General features: G+C 71.3%; 21 protein-coding genes. 6 read left to right on the top strand and 15 right to left on the bottom strand.

Annotated elements, in window-relative coordinates; translation table 11 throughout:
* Positions 1-179 precede the first annotated feature (179 nt).
* The 7 genes from FM051_RS03100 to FM051_RS03130 form a co-directional block, all read right to left on the bottom strand.
* The gene (locus tag FM051_RS03100; RefSeq protein ID WP_158840405.1) at positions 180-1,112 is read right to left on the bottom strand and encodes a sensor histidine kinase; all 933 of its coding nucleotides are present in this window, start codon (positions 1,110-1,112) and stop codon (positions 180-182) included.
* Between the two features lie 182 nt (positions 1,113-1,294).
* Positions 1,295-2,266 carry an ROK family glucokinase gene (locus FM051_RS03105; RefSeq protein ID WP_158840407.1) on the bottom strand — a complete coding sequence of 324 codons (972 nt, stop codon included), beginning with the start codon at positions 2,264-2,266 and terminating at the stop codon, positions 1,295-1,297.
* The gene (locus FM051_RS03110; protein WP_158840409.1) at positions 2,260-2,628 is read right to left on the bottom strand and encodes a hypothetical protein; all 369 of its coding nucleotides are present in this window, start codon (positions 2,626-2,628) and stop codon (positions 2,260-2,262) included. Before FM051_RS03110 ends, FM051_RS03105 begins: the two co-directional genes overlap by 7 nt.
* A gap of 5 nt (positions 2,629-2,633) precedes the next feature.
* Positions 2,634-3,845, bottom strand: coding sequence for an ArsA family ATPase (locus FM051_RS03115; protein WP_158840411.1), 1,212 nt, complete (start codon positions 3,843-3,845; stop codon positions 2,634-2,636).
* Complete coding sequence (locus tag FM051_RS03120) at positions 3,842-4,279, bottom strand: SRPBCC family protein (RefSeq protein WP_158840413.1); 438 nt, start codon at positions 4,277-4,279, stop codon at positions 3,842-3,844. Before FM051_RS03120 ends, FM051_RS03115 begins: the two co-directional genes overlap by 4 nt.
* A 27-nt stretch (positions 4,280-4,306) precedes the next feature.
* The gene (locus tag FM051_RS03125) at positions 4,307-5,095 is read right to left on the bottom strand and encodes a metallophosphoesterase family protein (RefSeq protein ID WP_158840415.1); all 789 of its coding nucleotides are present in this window, start codon (positions 5,093-5,095) and stop codon (positions 4,307-4,309) included.
* Positions 5,096-5,106: 11 nt separating this feature from the next.
* A complete protein-coding gene (locus tag FM051_RS03130; protein WP_158840417.1) occupies positions 5,107-5,487 on the bottom strand; it encodes a polyketide cyclase / dehydrase and lipid transport in 381 nt (126 codons plus the stop codon).
* Between the two features lie 112 nt (positions 5,488-5,599).
* On the opposite strand from FM051_RS03130, the gene FM051_RS03135 reads away from it, so the two are divergent.
* On the top strand, positions 5,600-7,408 hold the full coding sequence (locus FM051_RS03135; RefSeq protein WP_158840419.1) for an AMP-dependent synthetase/ligase: 1,809 nt from the start codon (positions 5,600-5,602) through the stop codon (positions 7,406-7,408).
* A gap of 426 nt (positions 7,409-7,834) precedes the next feature.
* Positions 7,835-10,756: an AfsR/SARP family transcriptional regulator gene (locus tag FM051_RS03140; protein ID WP_158840421.1), complete on the top strand. Its 2,922-nt coding sequence runs from the start codon at positions 7,835-7,837 to the stop codon at positions 10,754-10,756.
* Positions 10,757-10,910: 154 nt separating this feature from the next.
* Here the strand turns inward: FM051_RS03140 and FM051_RS03145 are convergent, their stop codons facing one another.
* The 4 genes from FM051_RS03145 to FM051_RS03160 all read right to left on the bottom strand — a co-directional run bounded on the left by FM051_RS03145 (position 10,911) and on the right by FM051_RS03160 (position 16,089).
* Complete coding sequence (locus tag FM051_RS03145) at positions 10,911-12,041, bottom strand: glycosyltransferase family 4 protein (RefSeq protein ID WP_158840423.1); 1,131 nt, start codon at positions 12,039-12,041, stop codon at positions 10,911-10,913.
* A 25-nt stretch (positions 12,042-12,066) separates the two neighbouring features.
* Positions 12,067-13,332, bottom strand: a complete 1,266-nt coding sequence (locus FM051_RS03150) for a hypothetical protein (protein ID WP_158840425.1) — start codon at positions 13,330-13,332, stop codon at positions 12,067-12,069.
* 61 nt (positions 13,333-13,393) lie between these two features.
* Positions 13,394-14,434 carry a C40 family peptidase gene (locus FM051_RS03155; protein ID WP_158840427.1) on the bottom strand — a complete coding sequence of 347 codons (1,041 nt, stop codon included), beginning with the start codon at positions 14,432-14,434 and terminating at the stop codon, positions 13,394-13,396.
* Positions 14,435-14,730: 296 nt separating this feature from the next.
* Positions 14,731-16,089: an NYN domain-containing protein gene (locus FM051_RS03160; protein ID WP_420803564.1), complete on the bottom strand. Its 1,359-nt coding sequence runs from the start codon at positions 16,087-16,089 to the stop codon at positions 14,731-14,733.
* Positions 16,090-16,342: 253 nt separating this feature from the next.
* On the opposite strand from FM051_RS03160, the gene FM051_RS03165 reads away from it, so the two are divergent.
* Together FM051_RS03165 and FM051_RS03170 are read left to right on the top strand one after the other, a co-directional pair.
* Positions 16,343-18,046: a DEDD exonuclease domain-containing protein gene (locus FM051_RS03165; RefSeq protein WP_158840429.1), complete on the top strand. Its 1,704-nt coding sequence runs from the start codon at positions 16,343-16,345 to the stop codon at positions 18,044-18,046.
* A gap of 42 nt (positions 18,047-18,088) precedes the next feature.
* Positions 18,089-18,373 (top strand): Lrp/AsnC family transcriptional regulator, encoded by a 285-nt coding sequence (locus tag FM051_RS03170; RefSeq protein WP_158840431.1) that lies wholly within the window; start codon positions 18,089-18,091, stop codon positions 18,371-18,373.
* 439 nt (positions 18,374-18,812) lie between these two features.
* On the opposite strand, the gene qcrB is transcribed toward FM051_RS03170, so the two are convergent.
* Genes qcrB through ctaE form a run of 4 tightly spaced genes read right to left on the bottom strand, consistent with a single transcriptional unit; the run spans position 18,813 to position 23,063 of the window.
* Positions 18,813-20,483: a cytochrome bc1 complex cytochrome b subunit gene (gene qcrB, locus FM051_RS03175; protein WP_158840433.1), complete on the bottom strand. Its 1,671-nt coding sequence runs from the start codon at positions 20,481-20,483 to the stop codon at positions 18,813-18,815.
* Positions 20,480-21,604, bottom strand: coding sequence for a cytochrome bc1 complex Rieske iron-sulfur subunit (qcrA, locus tag FM051_RS03180; RefSeq protein WP_158840435.1), 1,125 nt, complete (start codon positions 21,602-21,604; stop codon positions 20,480-20,482). The genes qcrB and qcrA overlap by 4 nt, the downstream gene beginning before the upstream one ends.
* The gene (gene qcrC, locus FM051_RS03185) at positions 21,601-22,410 is read right to left on the bottom strand and encodes a cytochrome bc1 complex diheme cytochrome c subunit (RefSeq protein ID WP_158840437.1); all 810 of its coding nucleotides are present in this window, start codon (positions 22,408-22,410) and stop codon (positions 21,601-21,603) included. Before qcrC ends, qcrA begins: the two co-directional genes overlap by 4 nt.
* Before the next feature lie 44 nt (positions 22,411-22,454).
* Positions 22,455-23,063, bottom strand: a complete 609-nt coding sequence (gene ctaE, locus FM051_RS03190; RefSeq protein WP_158840439.1) for an aa3-type cytochrome oxidase subunit III — start codon at positions 23,061-23,063, stop codon at positions 22,455-22,457.
* Between the two features lie 83 nt (positions 23,064-23,146).
* Between ctaE and FM051_RS03195 the strand changes: the two genes are divergently transcribed.
* Together FM051_RS03195 and FM051_RS03200 are read left to right on the top strand one after the other, a co-directional pair.
* Positions 23,147-23,539, top strand: coding sequence for a hypothetical protein (locus FM051_RS03195; RefSeq protein ID WP_158840441.1), 393 nt, complete (start codon positions 23,147-23,149; stop codon positions 23,537-23,539).
* 51 nt (positions 23,540-23,590) lie between these two features.
* A complete protein-coding gene (locus tag FM051_RS03200) occupies positions 23,591-24,001 on the top strand; it encodes a hypothetical protein (protein WP_158840443.1) in 411 nt (136 codons plus the stop codon).
* The last annotated feature ends 5 nt before the right edge of the window (positions 24,002-24,006 follow it).

The raw sequence follows: 24,006 nt of genomic DNA on the forward strand, positions 1-24,006 counted from the left end.
TCGACACACCCAACGCGAACGTTCGACTCACGCGAGAGTCGAACCTCCAGGTCCCGAGAGTCGAACGCTCAGGGGGCCCGAGTTCAACACTCACGTCGGCCAGCGGGGTACCTGAGCGTTGAATTCAGGGGACCTGGAGGTTCGACTCTCGGGGCCTGGGTGTTCGACTCACGCGCGGGTCAGGGGCCGACGGTCAGGCGGATGGTGTAGCCGTCCCGGTCTCGGGTCATGGTGACGTCGCGGCACGTGCGGTGGGTGAGCCAGAGGCCCACGCCGGCCGTGGCGGAGCGGTCGGTCGGCACGAGGCCCGCCAGGGGTGACGTTGGGCCGTTGCCGCGGTCCGTCACGGCGACCAGCACGTGCGCCCGGCCGGCCCACGCGCGCAGCGTCACCGGCGGTTTGCCGTGGTACTGCGCGTTGGTGACGGCCTCGCTGGCGGCGTACACGATGTCGTCCACCTCGTCGCGGCTCAGGCGGACGGCGGAGCACGCCGTCGTCACCGCACGCCGCGCCTCGGCGGGCGAAGGGTCGGTCAGCTCGACCAGGGGCGGTTCGGACTCGAGCGACGTGGGCTCGGCGGGCGGCAACGCCCAGGACGACGTGTAGTGCGGGTTCCGCACGTGTGCCCCGTCCGCCCCGATCACGTGCGGATGGGTGCGCAGGACGTCCGCCAGCACGGGGGCAGGCGTGGTGCGCAGGTCGTACGGGCACAGCCCCCACAGCGGGACCTCGGCGAAGACCTCGTTCACCGCCGCCTCGTACCGCGACCACCAGTCCCACGACCCGCCGATGCCGGGGTGCGGCACCTCGCCCACCACCCGGATCTGCGCCGCCCCCGCGTACTCGGCGAACAGCTTCCGGTACGTCAGGATCGCCTCGGTCGGCCGGTCGTACTGGTCACCGGCGGGCAGGAAGACGATGCCGGAGGCGTCCGCCACCGAATCCCGGATCAGCCGCTCGTTGGCCGACCGGCACGCCACCAGCACGGGCTCGCGGGCCGACACACCGCCGTCCAGGAACGGCACGACGATCGACCGGTAGTCGTCGTCGCTGCCGTAGAACGCCGTCTCGTGGAAGTGGCCGATGTGCCCGCGCGCCGCGCCCGTCCTCATCCGGACACCGCCGGATCCGCGCAGGGCCCGCGGACGTCGTGGTCGCGCGGCCCCGGTCTCCGGATGTCGGCTACGGCGCCGGAGGTCCGCATTCCGCGATGCTACGCGCGACCGGCGGCCAGTGCCGGTGCCCGCTGGCCAGTGCCAGTGCCAGTGCCAGTGCCGGTGCGGGTGCCCGTCGGTCAGTGCCGTCGCCCGTTGCGGGCCGTCTTCGCGGCCAGGTCGCGCGCCAGCGTGGCCACGCCGACGATCCCCGCGTCGTCACCGAGCTGCGCGGTCCGGATGCGCGCCAACGGCCGGTGCCCGGCCCCCGTCACCACGGCCGCGTAACGCTCACGGGCGTCGTCCAGGAACAACGGCGCGGACTCCGACACGCCACCGCCGATCACCACGACCTCGGGGTCGTACACGTCGGCGACCAGCGCCAACCCGTCCCCCAGCCACCGGGCCAGGTCCGCCATCGCGCGCTGCGCCAACGGGTCGCCATCGCGCGCCGCGCCCGCCACCCGCCGCCCGGTCACCGCCCGCGAGTCGCCCAACGCCTCACGCGCCAGCACCGTCGACAGACCGGGGTACCGGGCCAGCAGCTCGACCGCCGTGGTGCTCAACGCCGTGCCGCTGCAGTACCGCTCCCAGCACCCGTTCTTGCCGCACGGGCACGGCCGCCCGTCCGGCACCAGCCGCAGGTGCCCCAGTTCGGGCGCCACGCCGTACCCGCCGCGGAACACGTGGCCGTCGATCAGCAACGCCCCGCCGATCCCGGTGCCGATCGCGATCAGCGCGGCGATCTTCGCGCCACGCGCCGCGCCGAACCGGTGCTCGGCCAGCGCGGCGGCGTTCGCGTCGTGCTCCAGCACCACCGGCATACCGACGCGCTTCGAGATCCGGTCCGCGACGGGCGCCTGCCGCCACGCCAGGTGCGGCGCGAACCGCACGGTCCGCCGGTCCGAGTCCACGAACCCGGCCACGGCCAGGCCGACCGCCGACACCGGGTGCCGGGACGCCAGCTCGGCGACGGCCGCGCAGAGCGCTTCCTCCAACGCCTCTTCACCGCTCGGCGTGGCCGCACGTGCCGTGTCGAGCACGGCGCCGTCACCGTCGACCACACCCGCACGCACGCTCGTCCCGCCGACGTCGACGCCGACAGTCAGCACTGCGACCGCCGCACCACCGGGATGTGCTGGACGCGCGGCTTCTCCGGCCGCGCCGGCTCTTCACCCGAGTCCCCCAGGTCACCCGGGTCATCCGAGGCGGGCGGCGGCGCGGGCTCGGCCAACGCCGCGCGCAGCACCGCGATCAGGCCGGCCACGTGCTCGGCGGCCTTGGCCGCCAGTTCCGACCGGTCACCGCGGCCCAACGCCACCGCGTTGCACAACGGGCACCAGCCGCACGTTCTCGTGTCGTGCTCGCCCTCGGCGGCCATCCGGTGCAGCCAGGGCTGCGCCCGCTCGGCGGCGGCGTCGAGCAGCAGGCGCAGCTCCTCGACGAGCTTCGAGTCGGCAAGCTTCGAGTCCACGTGCCTCACCGCATCCACAGATCGGGGTCGGGTGCGAACCGCACCGCCAACCCGGTGTCGTCCAGCTCGGCGCCGGTCACGAGGCAGCGCTTGAGCAGCGACGGCAGCGCGACGAGCCGGCGCCTGCCGTCCACGGTGACGGCCAGGTCGTCACCGACCCGGGCCAGGTCCAGCTCGGAATCGCCGACCGGGAACGCCATGCGCAACGTGTACTCCAGCTCGCCGGATCGCACGACTTCGAGCAGCGGACCGTCGGCGGCGGCGGAACCCTCCAACGGGTCACGCCCCTGGTAGAGACCGTCGGCGACCTCCAGCAACGCGGTCGTGCCGACGGGTTCGGCGGCCCGGTGCTCCACCGTGCGCACCGACCCGAGGTCGGCCAGTTCGGCGAGCACCGCGTCCTGCTCGGCCCGCCGGGTGCGCAGCCACGCGGCGGCCGGCCCGCGGCCCGCGCCGGGGTGCGGCACCACCCGGTTGGCCACCACGCCGTCGACCCGGATGCCCTGCAGCGCCAGCGCCGTCACGGTCCGCCTGGTCTCCGCCGCAACCACCCGTTCGGGGGTCAACACCAGCCGCACGCTGGTCGTCGGCGAGGTCAGCAGACCGCGCAGCCGCTCCAGGTTCGCCGCCAGCCTGCCCAACGCGTCGGCGGTGGCGTCCCACTTCTCCACCGTGCTGTTGCCGGCGACACCGGCCAGCAACCCGCGCACCACCCGCCGGTGGGTCGGGAACAGCCGTTCCAGGTAGGACGCGAACGCCTCGGGCAGCGCCAGCAGGCGCAACGTCTCGGCGGTCGGACCGCAGTCCACGACCACCACTTCCCAGGGCCCGCAGCTCGCCAGCCGCTGCACCTCGGACAGCGCCAGCAGCTCCTCGACGCCGGGCAGGACGGTCAGCTCCTCGGCGTCCAGCTCGTCGACGCCCGCGCCCGCGAGCACGGTCCGCAGGTGTCCGCGCAGGTCGCGCCACGCGTCGTCGACCAACGCGCGGGGGTCGATCTGGGCGGCGTGCAGTGCCGTGAACGACCCGCCACCGTCGACCTCGGTGACGTGCCCGGACAGCGACACGCCCAACGCGTCGCCCAGCGAGTGCGCCGGATCGGTGGACACGACCAGCGCCTTGCGGCCACCGGCGGCGAGCGCGGCGGCGGTGGCGGCGGCCAAGGTCGTCTTGCCGACCCCGCCCTTACCGGTGAACAGCAGCAGGCGGGCGCTCATCCAGCGTTTTCCACCCGCCGCTTGAGCTCCTTGAGCGCGGTGTCCATGATCATCTTCTCGGCTTTGCGGCGGAACAGGCCGATCATCGGCACGACCAGCTGCACCGACAGCGTGTAGGTGACCTCGGTCGAGCCGTCCTTGGGGGTCAGCGCGTAGCTGCCCTCCTGCGACTTCTGCATCTGGCCCTTGACCAGGTGCCAGGAGATCCGCTCGGTGGACCACTGGTCGTACGCGAGCACGTACTCGTCCTTGATCGGGCCCTGGTCGATGTTGAACTTGACCTGGGCCGCGCGGCCGTCCGACCCGGCCTCCAGCACCTCCGTCCGCTTCACGCCGTTGGCCCACTCGGGGTAGGCGTCGAAGTCGGCGATGACCGCCACGATCTCCTCGGGCGTCGCCTCGATGACGATGGACTGGGTGGACTCGTCGGCCATGTCGGGGAGGCTACCCGGTAGTTCAGCTCACCAATGCAGCACGTGGGGCGTGCCGCTGCGCTGGAAGTGACCGACGTTGACGCACTCGGTCCAGCCGACCCGCACCCGCCGCGCCATCGGCTGGTGCACGTGCCCGAACACCGACCACCGGGGCCGGTCGCGCTCGATCACCTTCAGCAACGACGAGGAGCCCAGCTCCGGCCGGCGGGCCACCACGTCGTAGGTCAGCTCGGCCACCGCGGGCGGCACGTGGGTGCACAGCACGTCCACCTCGCCCAGGCCCGCCAGTGCCGCGCCGAACTCCTCCTCGGTGCGCAGGTAGGGCCGCCACGGACCGCGCCTGCTCGGCACGAAACCGGGGTGCAGCAGCGCGCCGCCCGCGAAGCCGAACCTCAGCCCGCCGATCTCGGCGACCTGCCCGTCCAGGACGTGCACGCCGTCGCGGGCGAACATCGGCCACAGCTCGGGGCTGTCCACGTTGCCCGGCGTGGCGTAGGTGGGCGCGGTCATCGCGCCGAACAGCGCGGTGTACTGCTCGATGATCGCCTCTTGGACGACGTCGGCGGCGTTGTCCAGGCTCTCCCAGAGCGATCGCATGTAGCGGACCGTCTCCGCGCCGAGCCTGCCGCGCCGCAGCCGGGCGAACACCTCGACCTTCTCCGCGCCGAACACCCGGCCGAGGATGCCCTTGCCGTGGTCGTAGTAGTCGACGAAGTCGACCAGGTCACCGAGCACCACCAGGGCGTCGGCGCCGTCGCCGGCGCGGGCCAGGGCCTCCGCGTTGCCATGGACATCCGAGACGACGTGAACCCGCACGGGACCCAAATCTACGGCAGGACGGGCGCGATCCCGGGCGGCCGGCCGTCTTCCAAGGTCGACTTGAGACCGAGCGAGACCTCTTTGGCGGCCAGTTGGCGGCGGCGGACCTCCCGCCGGACCCGCTTGTCGGAGGCGTCGCCGGGCAGGTCGGCGCGCAGGAAGTAGTGCAGCAGGGTGCCGTCCAGGACGGGTTCCAGCCACACCTCCATCGTTCCGGTCAGCGCACCCGCTACCGTCCAGCGCAACCCCTGAGTGCCCCGATCGGCGTAGACGTCGAGGGTCAGGTCGGGCCAGAATTCGGCCCAGGCCGAGGGTGGGGCGAAGGCGGCGGCGACCACCGCCGGAGGCACTGCGAGGAACGTCTCGTCCACGACGTCGACACTGGGCACGGGTGGGAAGAGTGCCACGACACGATTACGGAACTACCCACCAGCCTGGTGTATCGCCGGAATCACAGGCTAAGTTTCCCCACCGGTAACAAACAAACGTCCGGAGGTCGACGTGCGCGAGTTCAGCGTCCCCGCCACCGCCACTGTGGCTGCCGAGGAGAACCTCACCGACATGGTGTGGGCGAACGCGGAGCGCTTCGGCAACGCCGTCAGCTTCCGCCGCCGCGTGGACGGGACATGGGTTGACGTCACCGCCCGTGATTTCGCCGCCCAGGTTCTCGCGGTGGCGAAGGGCCTGGTCGCGGCGGGTATCCAGCCCGGCGAGCGGGTGGGTCTGATGTCCAAGACCCGCTACGAGTGGACCCTCCTCGACTTCGCCATCTGGCACGCCGGCGGCGTCGTGGTCCCGATCTACGAGACCTCCTCGGCCGAGCAGGTCGAGTGGATCCTGTCCGACTCCTCGGCCAAGGCCGTGTTCGTGGAGACCTCCGACCACCGCGCGACGGTGGACTCGGTGGTGGCGGGCCTGCCCGAGGTGCGGCACGTGTGGCAGATCGACGGCCCCTCCGGTGACGCGGCGGGCGCGATCGACGAGCTGACCGCGCTGGGCGCCTCGGTGTCCGACGACGACGCGCGGGCCCGGCGCAAGGAGGTCGGCGCGGACGACACCGCGACCATCGTCTACACCTCCGGCACCACCGGCCGTCCGAAGGGCTGCGAGCTGACCCACCGCAACCTGCTGTCCGAGATCCGCGGGGCGAACGTCGCGTTCCCGCAGCTCATGCAGGCGGGCAACACGCTGCTGGTGTTCCTGCCGCTGGCGCACATCCTGGCCCGCGCTCTCGCGGTGTGCGGTGTGTACAACCGGGTCACCATGGGCCACACGTCCGACGTGAAGAACCTGGTGCAGGACCTGCAGTCGTTCCGGCCCACGTTCGTGGTCGCCGTGCCGCGCGTGTTCGAGAAGGTCTACAACGGCGCGAAGCAGAAGGCGCACGCGGCGGGCAAGGGCAAGATCTTCGACGCCGCCGAGGCGACCGCGGTGGCCTACAGCCAGTCGCTGGACGCGGGCGGCGCGGGCATCGGGCTCAAGGTCAAGCACGCGGTGTTCGCCAAGCTCGTCTACAGCAAGCTCCAGGCGGCGCTCGGCGGCCGGTGCATCGCGGCGGTGTCCGGCGGCGCGCCGCTCGGCGAACGGCTGGCGCACTTCTTCCGCGGCGTCGGCGTGCCGGTGCTGGAGGGCTACGGCCTGACCGAGACCAGCGCGGCGGCGTGCGTGAACACCGAGGCGGCGTTCCGGGTCGGCACGGTGGGCCGTCCGGTGATCGGCACCTCGGTGCGCATCGCGGAGGACGGCGAGATCCTGATCAAGGGCGACATCGTGTTCCGCAGCTACTGGAACAACGGCCCGGCGACGGCGGAGGCGCTGGAGGACGGCTGGTTCCACAGCGGCGACATCGGAGAGCTGGACGACGACGGCTTCCTGAAGATCACCGGCCGCAAGAAGGAGATCATCGTCACCGCCGGCGGCAAGAACGTCTCGCCCGCCGTGCTGGAGGACCGCCTCCGGGCCCACCCGCTGATCAGCCAGTGCATGGTGGTCGGTGACGCGCAGCCGTTCATCGGCGCGCTGATCACGATCGACCCGGAGTTCTTCCCGGCGTGGAAGGAGCAGAACGGCAAGCCGGCGTCGGCGACCGTGGCCGAGATGGTGGACGACGAGACGCTGCGCGGCGAGATCCAGGCGGCGGTGGACGAGGCCAACCGGTCGGTGTCCAAAGCGGAGGCGATCAAGAAGTTCCGCATCCTGCCGGTGGACTTCACCGAGGCGGGCGGCGAGATGACGCCGAGCCTCAAGCTGCGCCGGGCCGTCGTGGCCACTACCTACAAGCAGGACATCGAAGCCATCTACAGTGTTTGATTGCGCCGCCTCCGGCGTCGCGGGCGAGGTCGCCTGGAAGTCGACCGCTCGCGCCTGATTTCCCGACGATCGAAAAGCGTGATCGCCGGGAAATGAGTCGCGAACGATCGACGCGACCTCGCGGGGTGGTCCGGCCCGTAAACAGACGGGTGGCCCACACCTTGCGGTGTGGGCCACCCGACCCCCAGTGATCGCGTATCCGCTGACGCGGACCCGAGAAGTTGTGTTGTCCCGGTCCCCCAACCGGGACGAGTCAAAGAGTGCCCGAACGCGCTGTCGTATCGCTGACGCGGCGATGACTCGGGCCGTCAGCGCCCGTCCTAGGCTGTGCCGCGGGGAGGCTGAACGAGGGGACGCAGGCGGATGGGCGCTGGGCCGTGGTTCGGCCTTCTCGGCCCGCTTGAAGTGCGCATACAGGGTCGACCGGTGTCGGTTCGGGCGGGTAAGCACCGTGCGCTGCTGGCCGCGTTGTCACTGCGCGCCGGCCGGGTCGTCTCAATTGGCGAATTGGTCTCGTTCCTGTGGGGCGACGACCCGCCCGCCCGCACTCGCGGCACGTTGCAGACCTACGTCATGCGGCTTCGGCAACTCCTGGGCGACCCGTCGCTGATCCGGACCACTTCGGACGGCTACCGGTTGGTGGTGCCGCCGGAGCACGTGGACGTGCACCGGTTCACCACCACGGCGGGCCTCGCCCGGCAGGCCGCGCAGTCCGGGCACCTGGTGGACGCGGCCGAGCTGTACGCGGAGGCGTTGAACCTGTGGCGCGGTCCGGCGCTGTCGGACGTGCCGTCGGAGGCGTTGCGCGACGACGAGGTGCCGAGGCTGGCCGAACGGCTGCTGGTGGTGCACGAGGAGCGCAACGACGTCGAGCTCGCGTTGGGCAACCACGAGCGGCTGGTGCCGCTGCTGCGGTCGTTGACCGCGGACCACCCGCTGCGGGAGCGGTTCTGGGCGCAGCTGATGGTGGCGCTGTACCGGGCCAGCAGGCAGGCCGAGGCGCTGGAGGCGTTCCGGCTGGTCGACCGGATGCTGGACGAGCAGCTGGGCATCGAGCCGGGCGCGGCGCTGCGCCGGCTGCACCAGGCGATCCTGGTCGGCGACCCGAGCCTGGCCGCGCCCGCCGAACGGGCCGACCCCGACGTGCCGGACCAGCTGCCGCCGGACGTGCCGGAGTTCGTCGGGCGGGTCGAGCTGGTGGACCGGATCTCGCGGCTGATCGCGCCGGACGAGCCGCGCACCGCCGTGCCGATCGTGGCGCTGACGGGCGTGCCGGGTGTGGGCAAGACGGCGTTGGCGGTGCACGTGGCGCACCGGCTGCGGGACCGGTTCCCGGACGGTCGGCTGTACGTGGACCTGCGCGGGTACGCGCCCGGACCGGCGACGCCGGTGGTGGAGGTGCTGACCCGGTTCCTGCGGGCGCTCGGCGTGCCACCGGAGCAGATCCCGGTGGACGTGGACGAGCAGAGCACCCTGTTCCGGTCGTTGCTGACCGGTCGGCGGATGCTGCTGGTGCTGGACAACGCCGCCGCGCCGGACCAGGTGCGGCCGCTGCTGCCGGGTGCGGCGAGCTGTCCGGTGCTGGTGACCAGCCGGGACGACCTGCGCGGGCTGATCGCCGTCGACGGCGCCCGCCGGGTCGGGCTGGACGTGTTCGAGCCGCACGAGTCGCTGGCCCTGCTGCGGCGGTCCGGGCAGGCGGCGGAGGAGTTGGCGCGGCGTTGCGGGCACCTGCCGTTGACGTTGGACATCGTGGCGGCGTCGGTGGGCGGCGGGTCGGTGGCGCGGTACCTGAACCGGTTGGGCGGGCGCCATCCGCTGGACCTCGCGCACGCCGCGCTGACGCCGGGCGCGCGGCGGCTGTTCGGGTTGCTGAGCGTGGTGCCGGGGCCGGACTTCACCACCGAGGCGGCGGCGAACGCGGCCGACCTGCCGGTGCCGGAGGCCGCCGCGCTGCTCGACCAGCTGACCAGGGCGCGGCTGGTGCGCTCCGGGGCGGGGCGGTTCGCGTTCCACGACGAGCTGGCGCGGTTCGCCGCGTCGGTCGCGGACGCGGCGCCGGCCGACGAGGTGGGTGCGGCGCGCGTGCGGCTGCTGGAGTTCTACGTGCGTGCGGTGGACCACTGCGCCGAGCTGTTGTACCCGGACCTGATGCGGTTGCCCGCGCCGGCCGGGCGGGCGGTGCGGCTGCCGCAAATCGAGACGGCGGCGCAGGCGCGGGCGTGGCTGGACGCGGAGCGGGCGAACCTGACCGCGGCGATCCGTTCGGCGGCCGAGCGCGGGCCGGCCGCGGTGTCGTGGCGGCTGGCCGACGCGCTGCGCGGGTACCTGTGGATCGGCAAGCACGTCACCGAGTGGCTGTCGACCGCGCAGTACGGGTTGGACGCGGCGCACGAGCAGCGTGACGTCGCGGGTGAGGCGGCGATGCACCAGAACCTGGGCACGCTGCACTGGCGGCTCGGCGACTTCGAGACGTCGATCGCGCACTACACGCGGGCCGTCGAGCTGCACCGGATGTCCGGTGACCTGGAGTCCGAGGCGGGGGTGCGGGAGAACCTCGGTGTGGTGCGGCTGGAGTCCGGTGACCTGGCGTCGGCGCGGAACGACCTGGAGACGTGCCTGGCGTTGAAGCGCGAGTCCGGCGGGCCGCGGTCGGGTGAGACGGGTGTGCTGACCGGGTTGGGCGTGCTGGCGATCGAGACCGGTGAGCTGGCCGAGGCGGTGGACCTGCTGGGTGAGGCGCTGGCGATCAGCGTGGAGCACGGGTTGCGCGGCAGTGAGATCACCGCGTTGACGTTGTTGGGCGTGGCGTCACAGCTCATGAGTGAGCCGCAGCGCGCGCTGTCCCACCTGTCCGAAGCGTTGCGCCTGTCGACCGAGGCGGGGTTCCACGAGGCCGCCGCACGGGCCTTGGAGAGCATCGCGTCCGTGCGCCTGGACCTCGGTGAACACGCCGAGGCGCTGGCGCTGGCCGACCGGGCGTTGGCCGAACTGCGCGAGGACGGCGACCAGCGGATCACCACGAACGTCCTGGTGGTGATGGCCTCCGCGAACCGCGGCCTCGGCTCCCTCCGCACCGCCGACGAGCAGTTCCAGCAGGCCCTCACCAAGGCCCGCCGAATCGGCTACCTCCCCGGCGAGGCTCGCGCCCTGGTGGGATTGGCGACCGTCCGCAGACTCCTGGGCCAACTCACCGAGGCGAAAACCCTCGCCACCCAAGCCGTGACCCTCACCGCGACCCTGGGCCTCCGCGTGACCGAACGCTCCGCCCGCACCGAACTGGCCGCCGTCCACCTGGCCTTGGGTGATGATCACCCCGCCGCACCCGGCCCGACCTCCCGAACGTAGGACACACCCCTCCGGAACGGAGGACACACCCAACGCGAACGTAGGACATACGCGAGAGTCGAACACTCAGGTCGGGTGTGTCCTACGTTCAGAACCGGTGTGTCCTACGTTCGCGGGCGGTGTGTCCTACGTTCGCGGGCGGTGTGTTGAACGTTCAGGTGTTGATCAAGGTGGCCAGGCGGTCGGCCAGGGCGTCCCAGCGCCAGTTGGCGGTGACCCATTCGCGGCCGGCGGCGCCCATCTTGGCGGCGGTGCCCGGGTCGGCCAGGAGGGTGGCGATGGTGGTGGCGACCTCCGTGACCTCACGGCCGTCGACCACGCGCCCGGTCACGCCGTCGCGCACCGTCTCCGGTGCGCCCCCGGAGCGGCCCGCCACGACCGGCAGGCCGGTGGCCGACGCCTCCAGGTACACGATGCCGAGGCCCTCGACGTCCAGCCCACGCCCCCGCGTCCGGCACGGCATGGCGAACACGTCACCCGCGTTGTAGTGCGCGGGCAGCTCCTCCCACGGCACGGACCCGGTCAGCACGACGTGATCCGACACCCCGACCGAAGCGGCCAGCCGTTCCAACGTCTTCCGGTACGGCCCACCGCCCACCAGCAGCAACGCCGCGTCGGGCACCTGCCGCCGGATCTCCGGCAACGCCCGCACCAGCACGTCCTGCCCCTTCCGCGGCACGAGCCGCGACACGCACACCACCACCGGCCGGTCACCCAACCCGTACCGCGCCCGCACCGCCTCACGCTCGGCTGGAGAAGGCGCGAAAACCGACGTGTCCACACCGGACGGCAGGTGTTCCAAAGCCGCCAAAGGCCCGAACGCCGCCGCGAACCGCGACCGCGTGTACCGGCTCACGAACGTCACCACATCCACGTCCGACCCGATGCGCCGCAACGCCTGCCGCGCCCCCGGCAGCATCGACCACCCGACCTCGTGCCCGTGCGTGGAAGCCACCACCCGCGAAGCACCAGCGGCCCGCAACCGGGACGTCATCAACGCCAACGGCGCCGCCGCCCCGAACCACACGGCCTCACAGCGCGCTCCACGCAGGATGTCCGACGCACGCCGCACCACGTCCGGTGTGGGCAGCATCAACGTCCCCGGATGCCGCACCACCTCGAACGGCTGGGCCGCGTCGAACGACGGGTGCGAGCCCGCGGCCGATTCCCACGACGGCGCGTACACCACCAACTCGGGCAGCCGCACGGCCAACGCGTGCAGGTAGGCCTGGATACCGCCGGGCCGTGGCGGGAAGTCATTGGTCACCAACAGGGTCCGACGCACGCACCCACGTTACGGGACCGCGAAGTCAGGGAAACGCCTGCCGCAGGAAGTCCTGCCAGCCCCGCACCAACGCCGCCGTGTCGTCACCGGTGACCTCCACCAGCACGCCGTCCACTTCGGACGCCCGAACCCGCGCCAGCCGCCGGTACAGCTGCACCAACCCCGGCTCCCCCAACGACGACGCGAGGTACAGGTTCAGCGACCACGACTGCTGGTACGCCAACTCCATCGCGGCGCCGCGGAAGTCTCCGTCCGCCGGCAGAGCGGTCGGCAACCCCTGCCGCACCTGCGCGGCCAGCAACGGCGCGGCCTTGCGCGGCGGCACGTCACTGCGCCGGTAGCCCACGTAGTCGGCGAACCCCTCCAGCACCCACATGGGCGCCCCGTCCACCGTCTCCCCGCGCGCCGCGATGTGCGTGATCTCGTGCCGCAGCAGCACCCGCAACGACAACGGCGACAACACACCCGCGCTGTCCGGGTTCAGCACCACCCGTTGACCGCGAGCGGTGTGCGTGTCGGGGTCGATCCGGTCGGCCACCGCGACACCCGCGATCGACCCGGTGGCGAAGCCGGGTCCGACCAGCGCGACCATCTCCTCCGCGCTCGCCGGGATCAGCACGGCCACCTGACGCGACCACGCCGCGCCCCACACCTCGGTCACCGCGGTCACCGCGCCGTCCAACTCCGCCAGCACCCGCGCGGCCAGCACCTCGCCGCCGGGGTGGCTCAGCACGAACCCGCCGGTGCCGGTGAGCACGTGGCACGGCCCGAAGTCCCACGGCCCGCGCCAGGTCCGCTTGCCGATCGGCTCCAGCGCGGTGTCGGAGTTGAGGTACCACTGGTCGCCGCGCCGGGTGAACAGGTACGCCATGCCCTGGCTGCTCGGCTCCACGTCCACGCCGCTGAGCCGGTAGGACAGCCGCACGTCCGGCGCCCACCACTCGTCGCCGGCGGGCAGGTCGAGCGCGGAGAGATCCGTCTCGCCCTCCAGTCGGTACTCCCACTCGGCCAGCGGCACGGCGGCGAGGTTGCGGAACAGGTCGCGCTGCCGTTGCCGGAAACCGGGGTCGGCCTGCGGGTCGAGGTCCGCGGTGAACGCCGTCTCGTCGCGCTCCAGCAACGCCCGCGCCCGCCGTTCGAGCAGCGACCGGATCGCGTCCGCGCGCGGTGAGGAGACGGTGTCGGCGGACGCCGAGGGCATGGACGGGCTCACCGGGACCACGGCCACGCCCAGTCCGGTGAGGAAGGTCACGGCCACCAACGCGGCCAACAGGACCCGAAAGCGGCTCACGAGCCTCCAAAGTCATCAGCAGGGCCACCCCGTTCAGGATGGCCCTGCTGGACGACGGCTGTCAGCCCTCGATGCGACGCATGGCGTAGATGCTGCCCGGGGACTCCAGCGACACGACCTTGACCGGAACACCGTCGGTGGACGCGTGCACGACCCGCCCGTTGTCCACCGCCATGCCCACGTGGTTGCCGCCGTTGTAGATGATCAGGTCGCCCGCCTTGACCTCGGCACGGGTCACCGGCCGCCCGGCGCCCGCCTGGCCACCGGAAGTGCGCGGGATGGTCACACCCGCCGCCGCGTAGGCCTTCGACGTCAGGCCGGAGCAGTCCCAGCGGTCCGGGCCGGTCGCGCCGTACAGGTACATGTCGCCCTGCTGGTCCAAGGCGAACTGCAGGGCGGTACCCGCCGCGCCCGCGGGCACGTTGACGTTGACCTTCACGCCGACGCTGCCCAGCGTGTTCTTCTCCTGGGCGGTCAGCCGGTTGAGCTGGTTCTTGACCTCGGTGATCTGGCCCTGCAGCTCGGACTGCCGCTTCTTGATGTCGTCGGCGATCCGGTTCGCCTCGTCGGTCGCGGCCTGTGCGGCGCCCTGGGCGGCAGCCGCCTTCTGGCGTGCGTCCTCGGCCGCGTTGACGGCGCCGGAGAGCAGGCCGAGGGCTTCGTTGTTGTCCGACGCGAGCACGCCGAGCGCGGACATGCGGTTGAGGAAGTCCTGCTGGGAGTCGGACACCAGCAACGCCGACAGCTGGTTGAACCGGGCGCCCTCGAACGACGCCTCGGTGAGCTTGTCGACCTGGACCCGGAAGGTCTCCTCGTCGGTCTTCGCCTGTTCGCCGGCCTGGGTCGCCTGCGCGAGGGCCGCGTTCGCCTCGTCCAGCTTCGCCTGGTTGGCGGTGCGCTGTTCCTCGGCGCGCAGAACCTCTTCGTTGAGCTTCGTGGCCTGTTCGGCCAGCTCGTTGTACTTCTTCAGCGCCTCGGAGGCGTTCGCGGGGGTGTTCGGCTGAGCTCCGGCGGGTACGGGCATGACGCCCACCGCGGCAGCGGCCACCGCCGTGGCCGCCATCGCCCCGCGCAGGCCGCGCTTGAGTCGTTGCGACGCCACAGTCGCGTGTGTCTCCTTCGTGTGAACCGCCTACCGGCCGGGCGCATGACGCAGCCCGGCAGTCCTCTGGTTCGAGTGTCCGGCTCGGCTCCCCGACAGGCCGATACGGCGGTGAACTCGCGTCGCCGTCCAGGATGGACCGCTGCCCGCCGCGAGATCTCGGCTAGGTTACGAAAAGTGAGTCCCGCCGTCCACTAGCGGGGGGACGAAAACCGCTCCGGCCGCCTCAGGTTCTCGAACGGCCTAGCTGTGACCTGGTCGTGTGACCGCCGGTGGTGTTAAAAAAACGATTTGGGTCACACCCGGCCCAAGCGGGCCAACAGCACCGCGGACGGCACCGGATGCGCGCCCCGCCGCCGGACGGAATCGGCCACCGCCCGATCGGACGTCACCACGACCACCGGACGGCCTTCCGGCTCGGCCGTCACCAAAGCCCTGATCACGTCGTCCGCCAGCACACCGGGATCGCTGAACAGGACCCGGACCCCGCGCGGCGCGGACGTCGGCACGGCCACCACGCCCGCGCCGTCGAACACCAACGTCACCTCCGCACCGGTGCGCGCCGCCAACACGGCCAACTGGTGCACCAGGCGGTCCCGCTGATCGGACAGCGACAGCTCGGGGTAGCCGGTCTTGGTGACGTTGTAGCCGTCCACGATCAAGTGAACGGCGGGCAGCGCCAACAGCCGGTCCAACGCCGCCGGGTCCTCCACCCGCCCGACCGCGCCCTGCGCCGCGCTCGCGCCCCTGACCAGGTCCGCGGGCCGGGGCCCCGCCCCGCCCAGGGCCAGTTCCCGGCGCAGGCCGTTCACCGCGCCGTCCAGGGTGTCCACGAGCAGGGCCAACCGCACCTCGTCGGCCTGGCGGGCCTCCTTGGCCGACTGGCGCGCCACCTCGGCGTCCGCCACGGCCCGCCGCGCCTTGGCGCGTTCGTGCTCGGCGCGTTCACGCTCGCGGTCCCGTTCCGCGGTCAACCGGCGCAACTCGGCCTCGGCCTCCGCTCGGACCCGCTCCACCTCGGCCGCCGCCGACTCGGCCCGGTCCTTGGCCTCGCGCAGCCGCACGCCCTGCTCCCGCAACCGTTTGCGCAGCCGTTCCAGCTCGACCTCGGCCTCTTCGCGGATCTTGTCCGCGGCACCGCCCACCTCGGCCCGTTCCGCCTTGAGCCGCTCCAACTCGACCTCGAGCCGTTCCGCGCGCTGCGCCGCCAGGTCACGCTCGGAGCGCAGGGAGGCGTCCGCCACGCGCCTGCCGACGAGTTCGATGAAGTGGGCCGCGACCTCCTCGCCCTGGAGGATCGCCGCCGCGCCCGCCGCCACCGGGTCCGGCGACGTCACCTCCAGCGCGGCCGGCCGGTTGCGCTGCAGCCACTCGACGACCGCGGCGCGGAAGTTCGCCGACGCCTTCAGCCCGCCGAGCAACGCGGGCGCCCCCAGCCGCGCGCGTTTGGTGGGCGCGAACCGCGCCACCGCGCGCAGGGACTGGGGGATGTCGACTTTCGCCAACTCCCCCAACGCATCCGCGCACAACTCCGCGAGCCGCACCCGCAGCGGTTCGGGCAGGGCGGACCAGTCCACAGTGGACTCGACGGCCTGGTCGGGCTCCTCGGCCACCAGGTCGTCCGCCTCGTCCGCGGGCACGATCGGCTCCTGCACCCCAATAGGCTAGCTGTGTTTGATTGCCGCTCCTCCGGAGACGGCGGGCTCGGTCGCCTGGAAGTCGACCGCTCGCGTCTGATTTTCCGACGATCGAAAAGCGTGATCGCCGGAAAATGAGTCGCGAACGATCGACGCGACCTCGCGTGGTGGTCCGGTTGGGGCGAAAAGTCGCAGGTGGTGGCCTCGTCCGCCGGCTGCGGAGCAGCGGCAATCCAACACTGTCGGTGGGGGCACGTACCCTGCCCGGCTGATGACTACTCAGCTCACGTTCGACGAACTGGGCACCCCGCTGCGCGAGACCACGTTCGTCGTGTTCGACCTGGAGACCACGGGTGGCCGGGCCGACGAGGACTCGATCACCGAGATCGGTGCGGTGAAGGTGCGCGGCGGGCGGGTGATCGGCGAGTTCGCGACGCTCGTCGACCCCGAGCGCGGCATCCCGCCGCAGGTCGTGGCGCTGACCGGGATCACGCAGCTGATGGTGACCGGCGCGCCTCGGCTGGACACGGTGCTGCCCGCGTTCCTGGAGTTCGCCGCCGGTGCGGTGCTGGTGGCGCACAACTCCGGCTTCGACGTGGGCTTCATCAAGGCCGCCTGCGCCCGCCACGGCTACTCGTGGCCCAAGCCGACCGTGGTCTGCACGGTGAAGCTGGCCCGCCGGGTGCTGAGCCGTGACGAGGCGCCGAGCTGCCGGCTGTCCGCGTTGGCGGACCTGTTCGGCGTGTCCGTGCCGCCGAACCACCGCGCCCTGATCGACGCGCGCGCGACCGTCGAGGTGCTGCACCACCTGCTGGAGCGGGTCGGGTCGGTCGGGGTGCACTCGCTGGAGGAGCTGGTCGCCTACCTGCCCGAGGTGACGCCGGCGCAGCGGCGGAAGCGGACGCTCGCCGCGCACCTGCCGTCCACCCCCGGTGTCTACATGTTCCGGGGGCCGTCGGAGGAGGTGCTGTACGTCGGCACGGCGTCCGATCTGCGTCGGCGGGTGCGGCAGTACTTCACCGCGAGCGAGGGACGGCGGCGGTTGCGGGAGATGGTCTCGCTGGCCGTTCGGGTGGACGCGGTGGAGTGCGCGCACTCGTTGGAGGCGGAAGTGCGGGAGCTGCGGCTGCTGACCGCGCACAAGCCCGCCTACAACCGGCGTTCCAAGAACCAGGGGCAGGCGTGGTGGCTCGTGCTGACGGACGAGGCGTTTCCGCGCCTCTCCGTGGTCCGCACGCCTCGGGACGGTGCGTTCGGCCCGTTCCGGTCCCGGAGGCTCGCCGAAGCGGCTCTGGAGGCGGTGCTGGAGGCCGTGCCGCTGCGGGCGTGCTCCATCCGGATCTCGGCGCGCAACGCGTCCGCCACGCCGTGCGCGCTGTTCGAGTTGGGCCGGTGCAAGGCGCCGTGCGCGGGACGGCAGTCGGTGGACGAGTACTCGCCGGCCGCCGACGCGTTCCGGCAGTTGGTCGCCGGGACGGACGTGGCGCCGTTGCACGGCCTCACCGCGCAGATCGACGCATTCGCCTCCGACCACCGCTTCGAGGACGCCGCCACCCGCCGTGACCGCATGTCGTCGTTGGTGCGCTCACTGGACCGTGCGCAGCGGCTCGCGGGGCTGGCCGCGTTGCCCGAGGTGGTGGCAGCGCGTCCGGACGGCTCCGGTGGGTGGGAGTTCGCCGTGGTCCGGCACGGGCGCTTGGCGTCGGCAGGGGTGGCGCGGCGGGGTGCGCGACCGATGCCGGTGGTCGACGCGCTGGTGGCGTCGGCGGAGACGGTGATCCCGGGTGAGGGGCCGCTGTTCGGCGCGCCGGCGGAGGAGGTCGGCGTGGTGCTGCGGTGGATCGACCAGCCGGGCACGCGGCTCGTGCACTGCGACGTGCCGTGGACGTCGCCCGCGTCCGCCGCCGGCGCGTGGCGGGAGTGGGTGGCACGCGCCGAGGCCGGTCGCGACCAGTACCGGATGGCGGGCCACTAGCATGTGGTCGGTCGATACCCCGACGATTTGTGGAGGACCGCTGTGATCACCGCGATCGTGCTGATCCAGGCCGCCGCCGAGAGCATTCCGGACGCGGCGCAGGCGATCGCCGACATCGAGGGCGTCACCGAGGTCTACTCGTGCGCCGGTGACGTCGACCTGATCGCCCTGGTCAAGGTCGCCCGGCACGAAGACCTGGCCGACCTGGTGCCCGGCCACATCTCCAAGGTGCCCGGCGTGCTGAACACGGACACCCACATCTCGTTCCGGTCGTACTCGAAGCGCGACACGGACGCGGCGTTCGCCATCGGCCTCGAAGACGCCTGACCGGCCACCGGCCAACCGGGGTTCCGCCGCGCCCACTGCCGCTTCCTGCCGAGCCGTCGCACGCCTGCCAATGCCGCCGTGCGCCGGCTCGCCGGCGTTCACCCTCCGGCCGCCCTCCGGACGGCTCGGGGCGACTACCGACCGACCGGTCACGAACCTCGTCTGACCTGCTGATTCTCCGAAATTGTCGGACCCCGCCGGCAGAATGAAAAACAGGGATCCCCTGGGCGGGGACCCCTGCGGGGCATTGCTCGCACGCGTTGTGGTCGCGTCCGGCTCGGCTCGCCTGCGTCGAACCCGGTGAAGTCGACCCGGCGAAGTCGAACCAACCGAAGGCGAACCAGGCGAATCCGGCATCGGGCGGGCCGAGCGCCGCCCTCCCGACACGCGAAAGGGCCCCGCACCATCAGACGAGGTGCGGGGCCCTTTCGGTGAACGGTCAGTCCTCGGGCTGAGCCGGCTTCCCGGCCAGTTCGCCCGCGGGCTTGTTCTCGGCGCTCAGGGAGTCCGCCGCGACACCGCGCTCGGCCCGCGCACGGGCCAGGGCTGCGGTCTCCTCCGGCGAGTCCGGCGTCAGGAAGCTGCCCGGCACCGGGTGCCCGGCCGAACCCAGCTTGTTCATCTTCTTCGGCACCGACGCGCCCTGGTAGGCCAGGGGCAGGGGGTGGCCGTGCTCGTCCACCGGACCCAGCGGCTGGTGGACCTCGATGAACTCGCCGTGCGGCAGGCGCTTGATGATGCCCGTCTCCACACCGTGCTCCAGCACCTCGCGGTCCGCGCGCTGGAGACCGATGCAGATGCGGTACGTGATGAAGTACGCCAGCGGCGGCACGAGGAGCATGCCGATGCGGCCCATCCACGTCATCGCGTTCAGCGAGATGTCGAACTTCATCGCGATGATGTCGTTGCCGCCCGAGAGCAGCAGCACCATGAAGTACGAGATCGCCATGGCACCCAGCGACGTCCGAACGGGCACGTCACGCGGGCGCTGGAGCAGGTTGTGGTGCGCGTAGTCCTTGGTCATCTTGCGCTCGATCCACGGGTACACCGCCGCGAGACCGGTCAGCAGCGGCAGGCCCAGGAGGAACGGCAGGAACGGCGCGGGCACCGTGTAGTTGCCCAGGTACAGCTCCCACGCGGGCCACAGGCGGATCAAACCGTCGGTCCAGCCCATGTACCAGTCGGGCTGCACGCCCGCCGACACCTGCGACGCGTTGTACGGGCCGAAGTTCCAGATCGGGTTGATCTGGAAGATGCCGCCCATGATCGCCGTGACCGCCGTGACCACGGCGAAGAACCCGCCGCCCTTGGCCGCGAACACCGGCATGATGCGCACGCCGACGACGTTGGTCTCCTTGCGGCCCACCCCCGGGAACTGGGTGTGCTTCTGGTACCAGACCAGGCCGACGTGCACCGCGATCAGCGCCAGGATGATGCCCGGGATCACCAGGATGTGCAGCGTGTACAGCCGCGGGATGATCTCCGTGCCGGGGAACTCCCCGCCGAACGCCAGCCAGTTGATCCACGTGCCGACCACCGGGAACGAGATCAGCAGCGCCGCCATCACCCGCAGGCCCGTGCCGGACAGCAGGTCGTCGGGCAGCGAGTAGCCGAGGAAGCCCTCGATCGCGCCGAGCATGAACAGCACGATGCCGATGACCCAGTTGATCTCACGCGGACGCCGGAAGGCACCGGTGAAGAACACCCGGAACATGTGCACGACGATCGCGCCCATGAACAGCAGCGCGGCCCAGTGGTGGACCTGGCGCACGAACAGACCGCCGCGCACCTCGAACGAGATGTGCAGGGTCGACTCGAACGCCCGGGACATCTCGATGCCCTGGAGGTTCACGAAGCTGCCGTTGTAGACGACCTCCTCCATGGAGGGGTCGAAGAACAACGCCAGGTACGTGCCGGACAGCAGCAGGATGATGAAGCTGTACAGCGCGATCTCGCCGAGCAGGAACGACCAGTGCGTCGGGAACACCTTGTTCAGCTGTTTCCGCATGCCACCGGCCATGTGGTACCGGTCGTCAGCCCACTTCGCGGCGCCACCCGCCGCGCGGGCGGCGGCACCCTGCCGCTTTGTCGGCGTGGTGATGCCGCTCATGACTTACGCTCCCAGAACGCCGGACCCACAGCCTCGATGAAGTCGCTGCGGGCAATCAAGTATCCGTCCTCGTCCACCGTGATCGGAAGCTGCGGCAGGGCGCGGGTCGCCGGGCCGAACCGGGGCTTGCCGTAGTGGAAGACGTCGAACTGCGACTGGTGGCAGGGGCACAGGAGCAAGCCGGTCTGCTGCTCGTACAGCGAAGTCGGGCACCCGAGGTGGGTGCAGATCTTCGAGTACGCGTAGAAGTCGCCGTAGTTGAAGTCCTCCTGGCCGGCCCGCTTGGTCACCGCCTGGCCGGGGCGCAGGCGGATGAGCATGACCGGGCTGTCCGCCCGCTTCAACGCGTGGACCAGGGCTTCTTCGTCGTCGCGCTCCGACTCGCGGAACGGGAACACCGTTTCGAAACCACCGGCGTCCAGGTCCTCCGGACGCACCAGCGCGATCTCGTGGAAGTCGCCCGTGTGCCGGCGCAGGTAGACCTTCTCGCCGTTCTCGGCCTTCCACGCGGTGTGCCACAGGGAGTCCTTCGACTCGCTGTCCGCCCACGGGTTCTTGATCAGACCGCCGAGCGGCACGGCCAGCACGCCGAGGCCGAACACGCCGGCGCCGAGGCCCGCGGTGCGCTTGATGAGCGACCGGCGGCCGATCGTGGAGCTCACGCCCGCGTCGGCCAGTTCGGCGATGACCGTGGCCTTGTCGACCTCGGGCGATCCGCCGTCGTGGCGCTGCTGGACGGCCAGCTCCTCCGGGATGAACTTCTTCGTGTACAGCAGCGCGCCGACGCCCAGGCCCAGGATGGCCACGCCGAGCGTGAGGCCGATGATCGGCGTGTACAGGCTGTACAGGATGTGTTCCGTGCCGTGCGGGGCCTCGTACTTCCACGGCCACCAGATGAACGCCACGAGGAACGCGATGCCCGCGAGCGCGGCGATGGTGAACCACAGGGCGACGAGGCGCTCGGCGCGCTTCTCCGCGCGCGTGCCCTTGACCGGCCAGCGCTCCTCGTAGTGGACGAGCTCGACGCCGTCCATGCTGGTCCCGAGCTTGACCAGCTCTTCCCGGCTCATCCCGGCGAGTTCCGCCTCGTCGGGCAGCTCGTTCGGCTTCACGCCGCTCATGCCTTGGCTCCGATCCAGAGGGCCACGCCGATCAGACCGGCGATACCCACGATGAACGCGATCAGACCCTCCGATACCGGCCCTAGGCCGCCGAGGGGGGCACCGCCGGGGTTGTTGTTCCCGTCGGTCACCGACTTGATGTAAGCGATGATGTCTTCCTTCTCCTCCGGCGTGAGCTGCCGGTCGGAGAACTTCGGCATGTTCTGCGGGCCCGTGAGCATCGCGGTGTACAGCTGCTCTTCGGTCACGCCGTCCAGCTCGGGTGCGAACTTGCCGGACGACAGCGCCCCGCCGCGGCCGGTGAAGTTGTGGCACGCCGAGCAGTTGAGCCGGAACAGCTCGCCGCCGCGGGCCGGGTCCTCGCCGCGCAGCGCCTCGCCGCGCTCCTCGGGAGTCTGCGGGCCGCCGCCGCGGGACTGGATGAACGCGCCGAGCGCGTCCACCTCCTCCGGCGTGAACTTGGTGGGCTTGCGCTGTGCCTGCGCCTCCTGGCGGGCCATCGGCATGCGGCCCGAGGACACCTGGAAGTACACGGCCGCCTCGCCCACGCCGATCAGGCTGGGGCCGCGGTCCTGGACGCCGTCCAGGTTCTTGCCGTGACAGGTGATGCAGGTGTTGTTGTAGAGCTGCTCGCCCAGTCGCACCTGCGCCGGGTCGTCCTGCGCCGTCGCGGTCTGCGGCTGCGGCGCGAGGGCGGTGAACGTGAAGCCCGCGGCCAGCAGCGCGAAGCCCAGCGCGAGCAGGCCCGAGATCCGCCTGCGCAGCTTCGTGCTGCGCTTCCGGGCCCGTGTGGTGTTGGTGGTCATGTGTGCGGCAACCCTTGTTGGTGTGAGTTCGGGGTTCGAGCTGGTCAGGGCACGATGTAGATGACGGCGAACAAGCCGATCCAGACGATGTCGACGAAGTGCCAGTAGTACGACACGACGATCGCGGAGGTCGCCTGCGCGGGCGTGAACTTGCTCAGCTTCGTGCGGATCAGCAGGTAGCCGAACGCGATCAGACCACCGATCACGTGCAGGCCGTGGAAGCCGGTCGTCAGGTAGAAGACGGTGCCGTACGCCGAGCCGGGGATCGTGGTGCCCTCGTGCACGAGGTTGATGTACTCACCGGCCTGACCGGCGACGAAGATCGCGCCCATGATCAGCGTCACGACGTACCAGCGACGCAGGCCGAACACGTCACCACGCTCGGCGGCGAACACGCCCCACTGGCACGTGAACGAGGAGGCCACCAGGATGATCGTGAAGAACAGTGCGTACGGCACGTTCAGGTGGGTCGGCTCTGGTGGCCAGTGCCCTTCGTTCTGGGCCTTCACCGTGAAGAACATGGCGAAGAGCCCGGCGAAGAACATGAGCTCACTGGACAGCCAGACGATCGTGCCGACGCTGACCATGTTCGGTCGGTTCAGCGAGTGCACGCGCTGGCCGATTGAGGGCGCTGCCGTTGTCACACGACGCATTATTGCTTGCAGGTTTTCCGTCCGCCCATCGGGTCCTGGGCGGGTCCGCAGGTCATCTGGGTCACACGCGCGGTGAGGACGTCATGGGGTTGTTGAGCCGGTTGCGTGATCGACGCGCGCGGCGGGGTGTACCCGCACTGGAGATCGATTCACCGGGGCTGTCGGTGGTGGTGGAGGCGTTCGACATCGCCGAGGCCGACTCGGCCGTGCTGGCCAGGTCGCCGCGGTGGCAGCCCGACGAGCCCGCGGTGCTGCGGCACCACCTCGTGCTGCCGGCTGACCAGGTAGAACGCGCGCGTGAACTGCTCGCGCCGGACGGCTGGGAGCTGCGTTTCGACGGGCGCTGGCACGCGTTGCGGGTGCAGCAGCTGGACGCGTTGCACTGCGCTCAGGAGCGGGCCCGGATGGCGAGCCTGGCCCAGCGGCTGGGCGGCGACTGGATCGGGTGGGACGCACTGCAAGTCGCGGGACGTTAGCCGGATAACATCTGCGTCACCTGGCACCCGACCCGCCGGAGGATCGCGCAGATGAGCACGCACACGACCAGGATCCTGGTGTTCAGCCACCGCCCCGAGGTGCGTGAGACGATCATCACTGCGGTGGGGCGCCGTCCCGCGCCCGACCTGGGGCGCGTCGAGTACGTCGAGGTGGGTTCGGTCGCCGATGTCCTGTACGAGATGGACAACGGCGGCGTCGACCTGGCGATCCTCGACGGCGAGGCGCAGCCGACCGGTGGCATGGGCCTGTCCCGGCAGCTGAAGAACGAGATCACCGACTGCCCGCCGATCGTCGTCGCGGTGCGCCGCAAGGACGACCGGTGGCTGGCGACGTGGTCGCAGGCGGACGCGGTGCTGGTGCACCCGCTCGACCCGCTGGCCGCCGCCGAGACCGTGGCCGAGGTGCTGCGGTCGACGGCCCTGCCCGTCGTCCGGGGCTGATGACC

This window comes from Saccharothrix deserti, assembly GCF_009769385.1.
Taxonomy (GTDB): domain Bacteria; phylum Actinomycetota; class Actinomycetes; order Mycobacteriales; family Pseudonocardiaceae; genus Actinosynnema; species Actinosynnema deserti.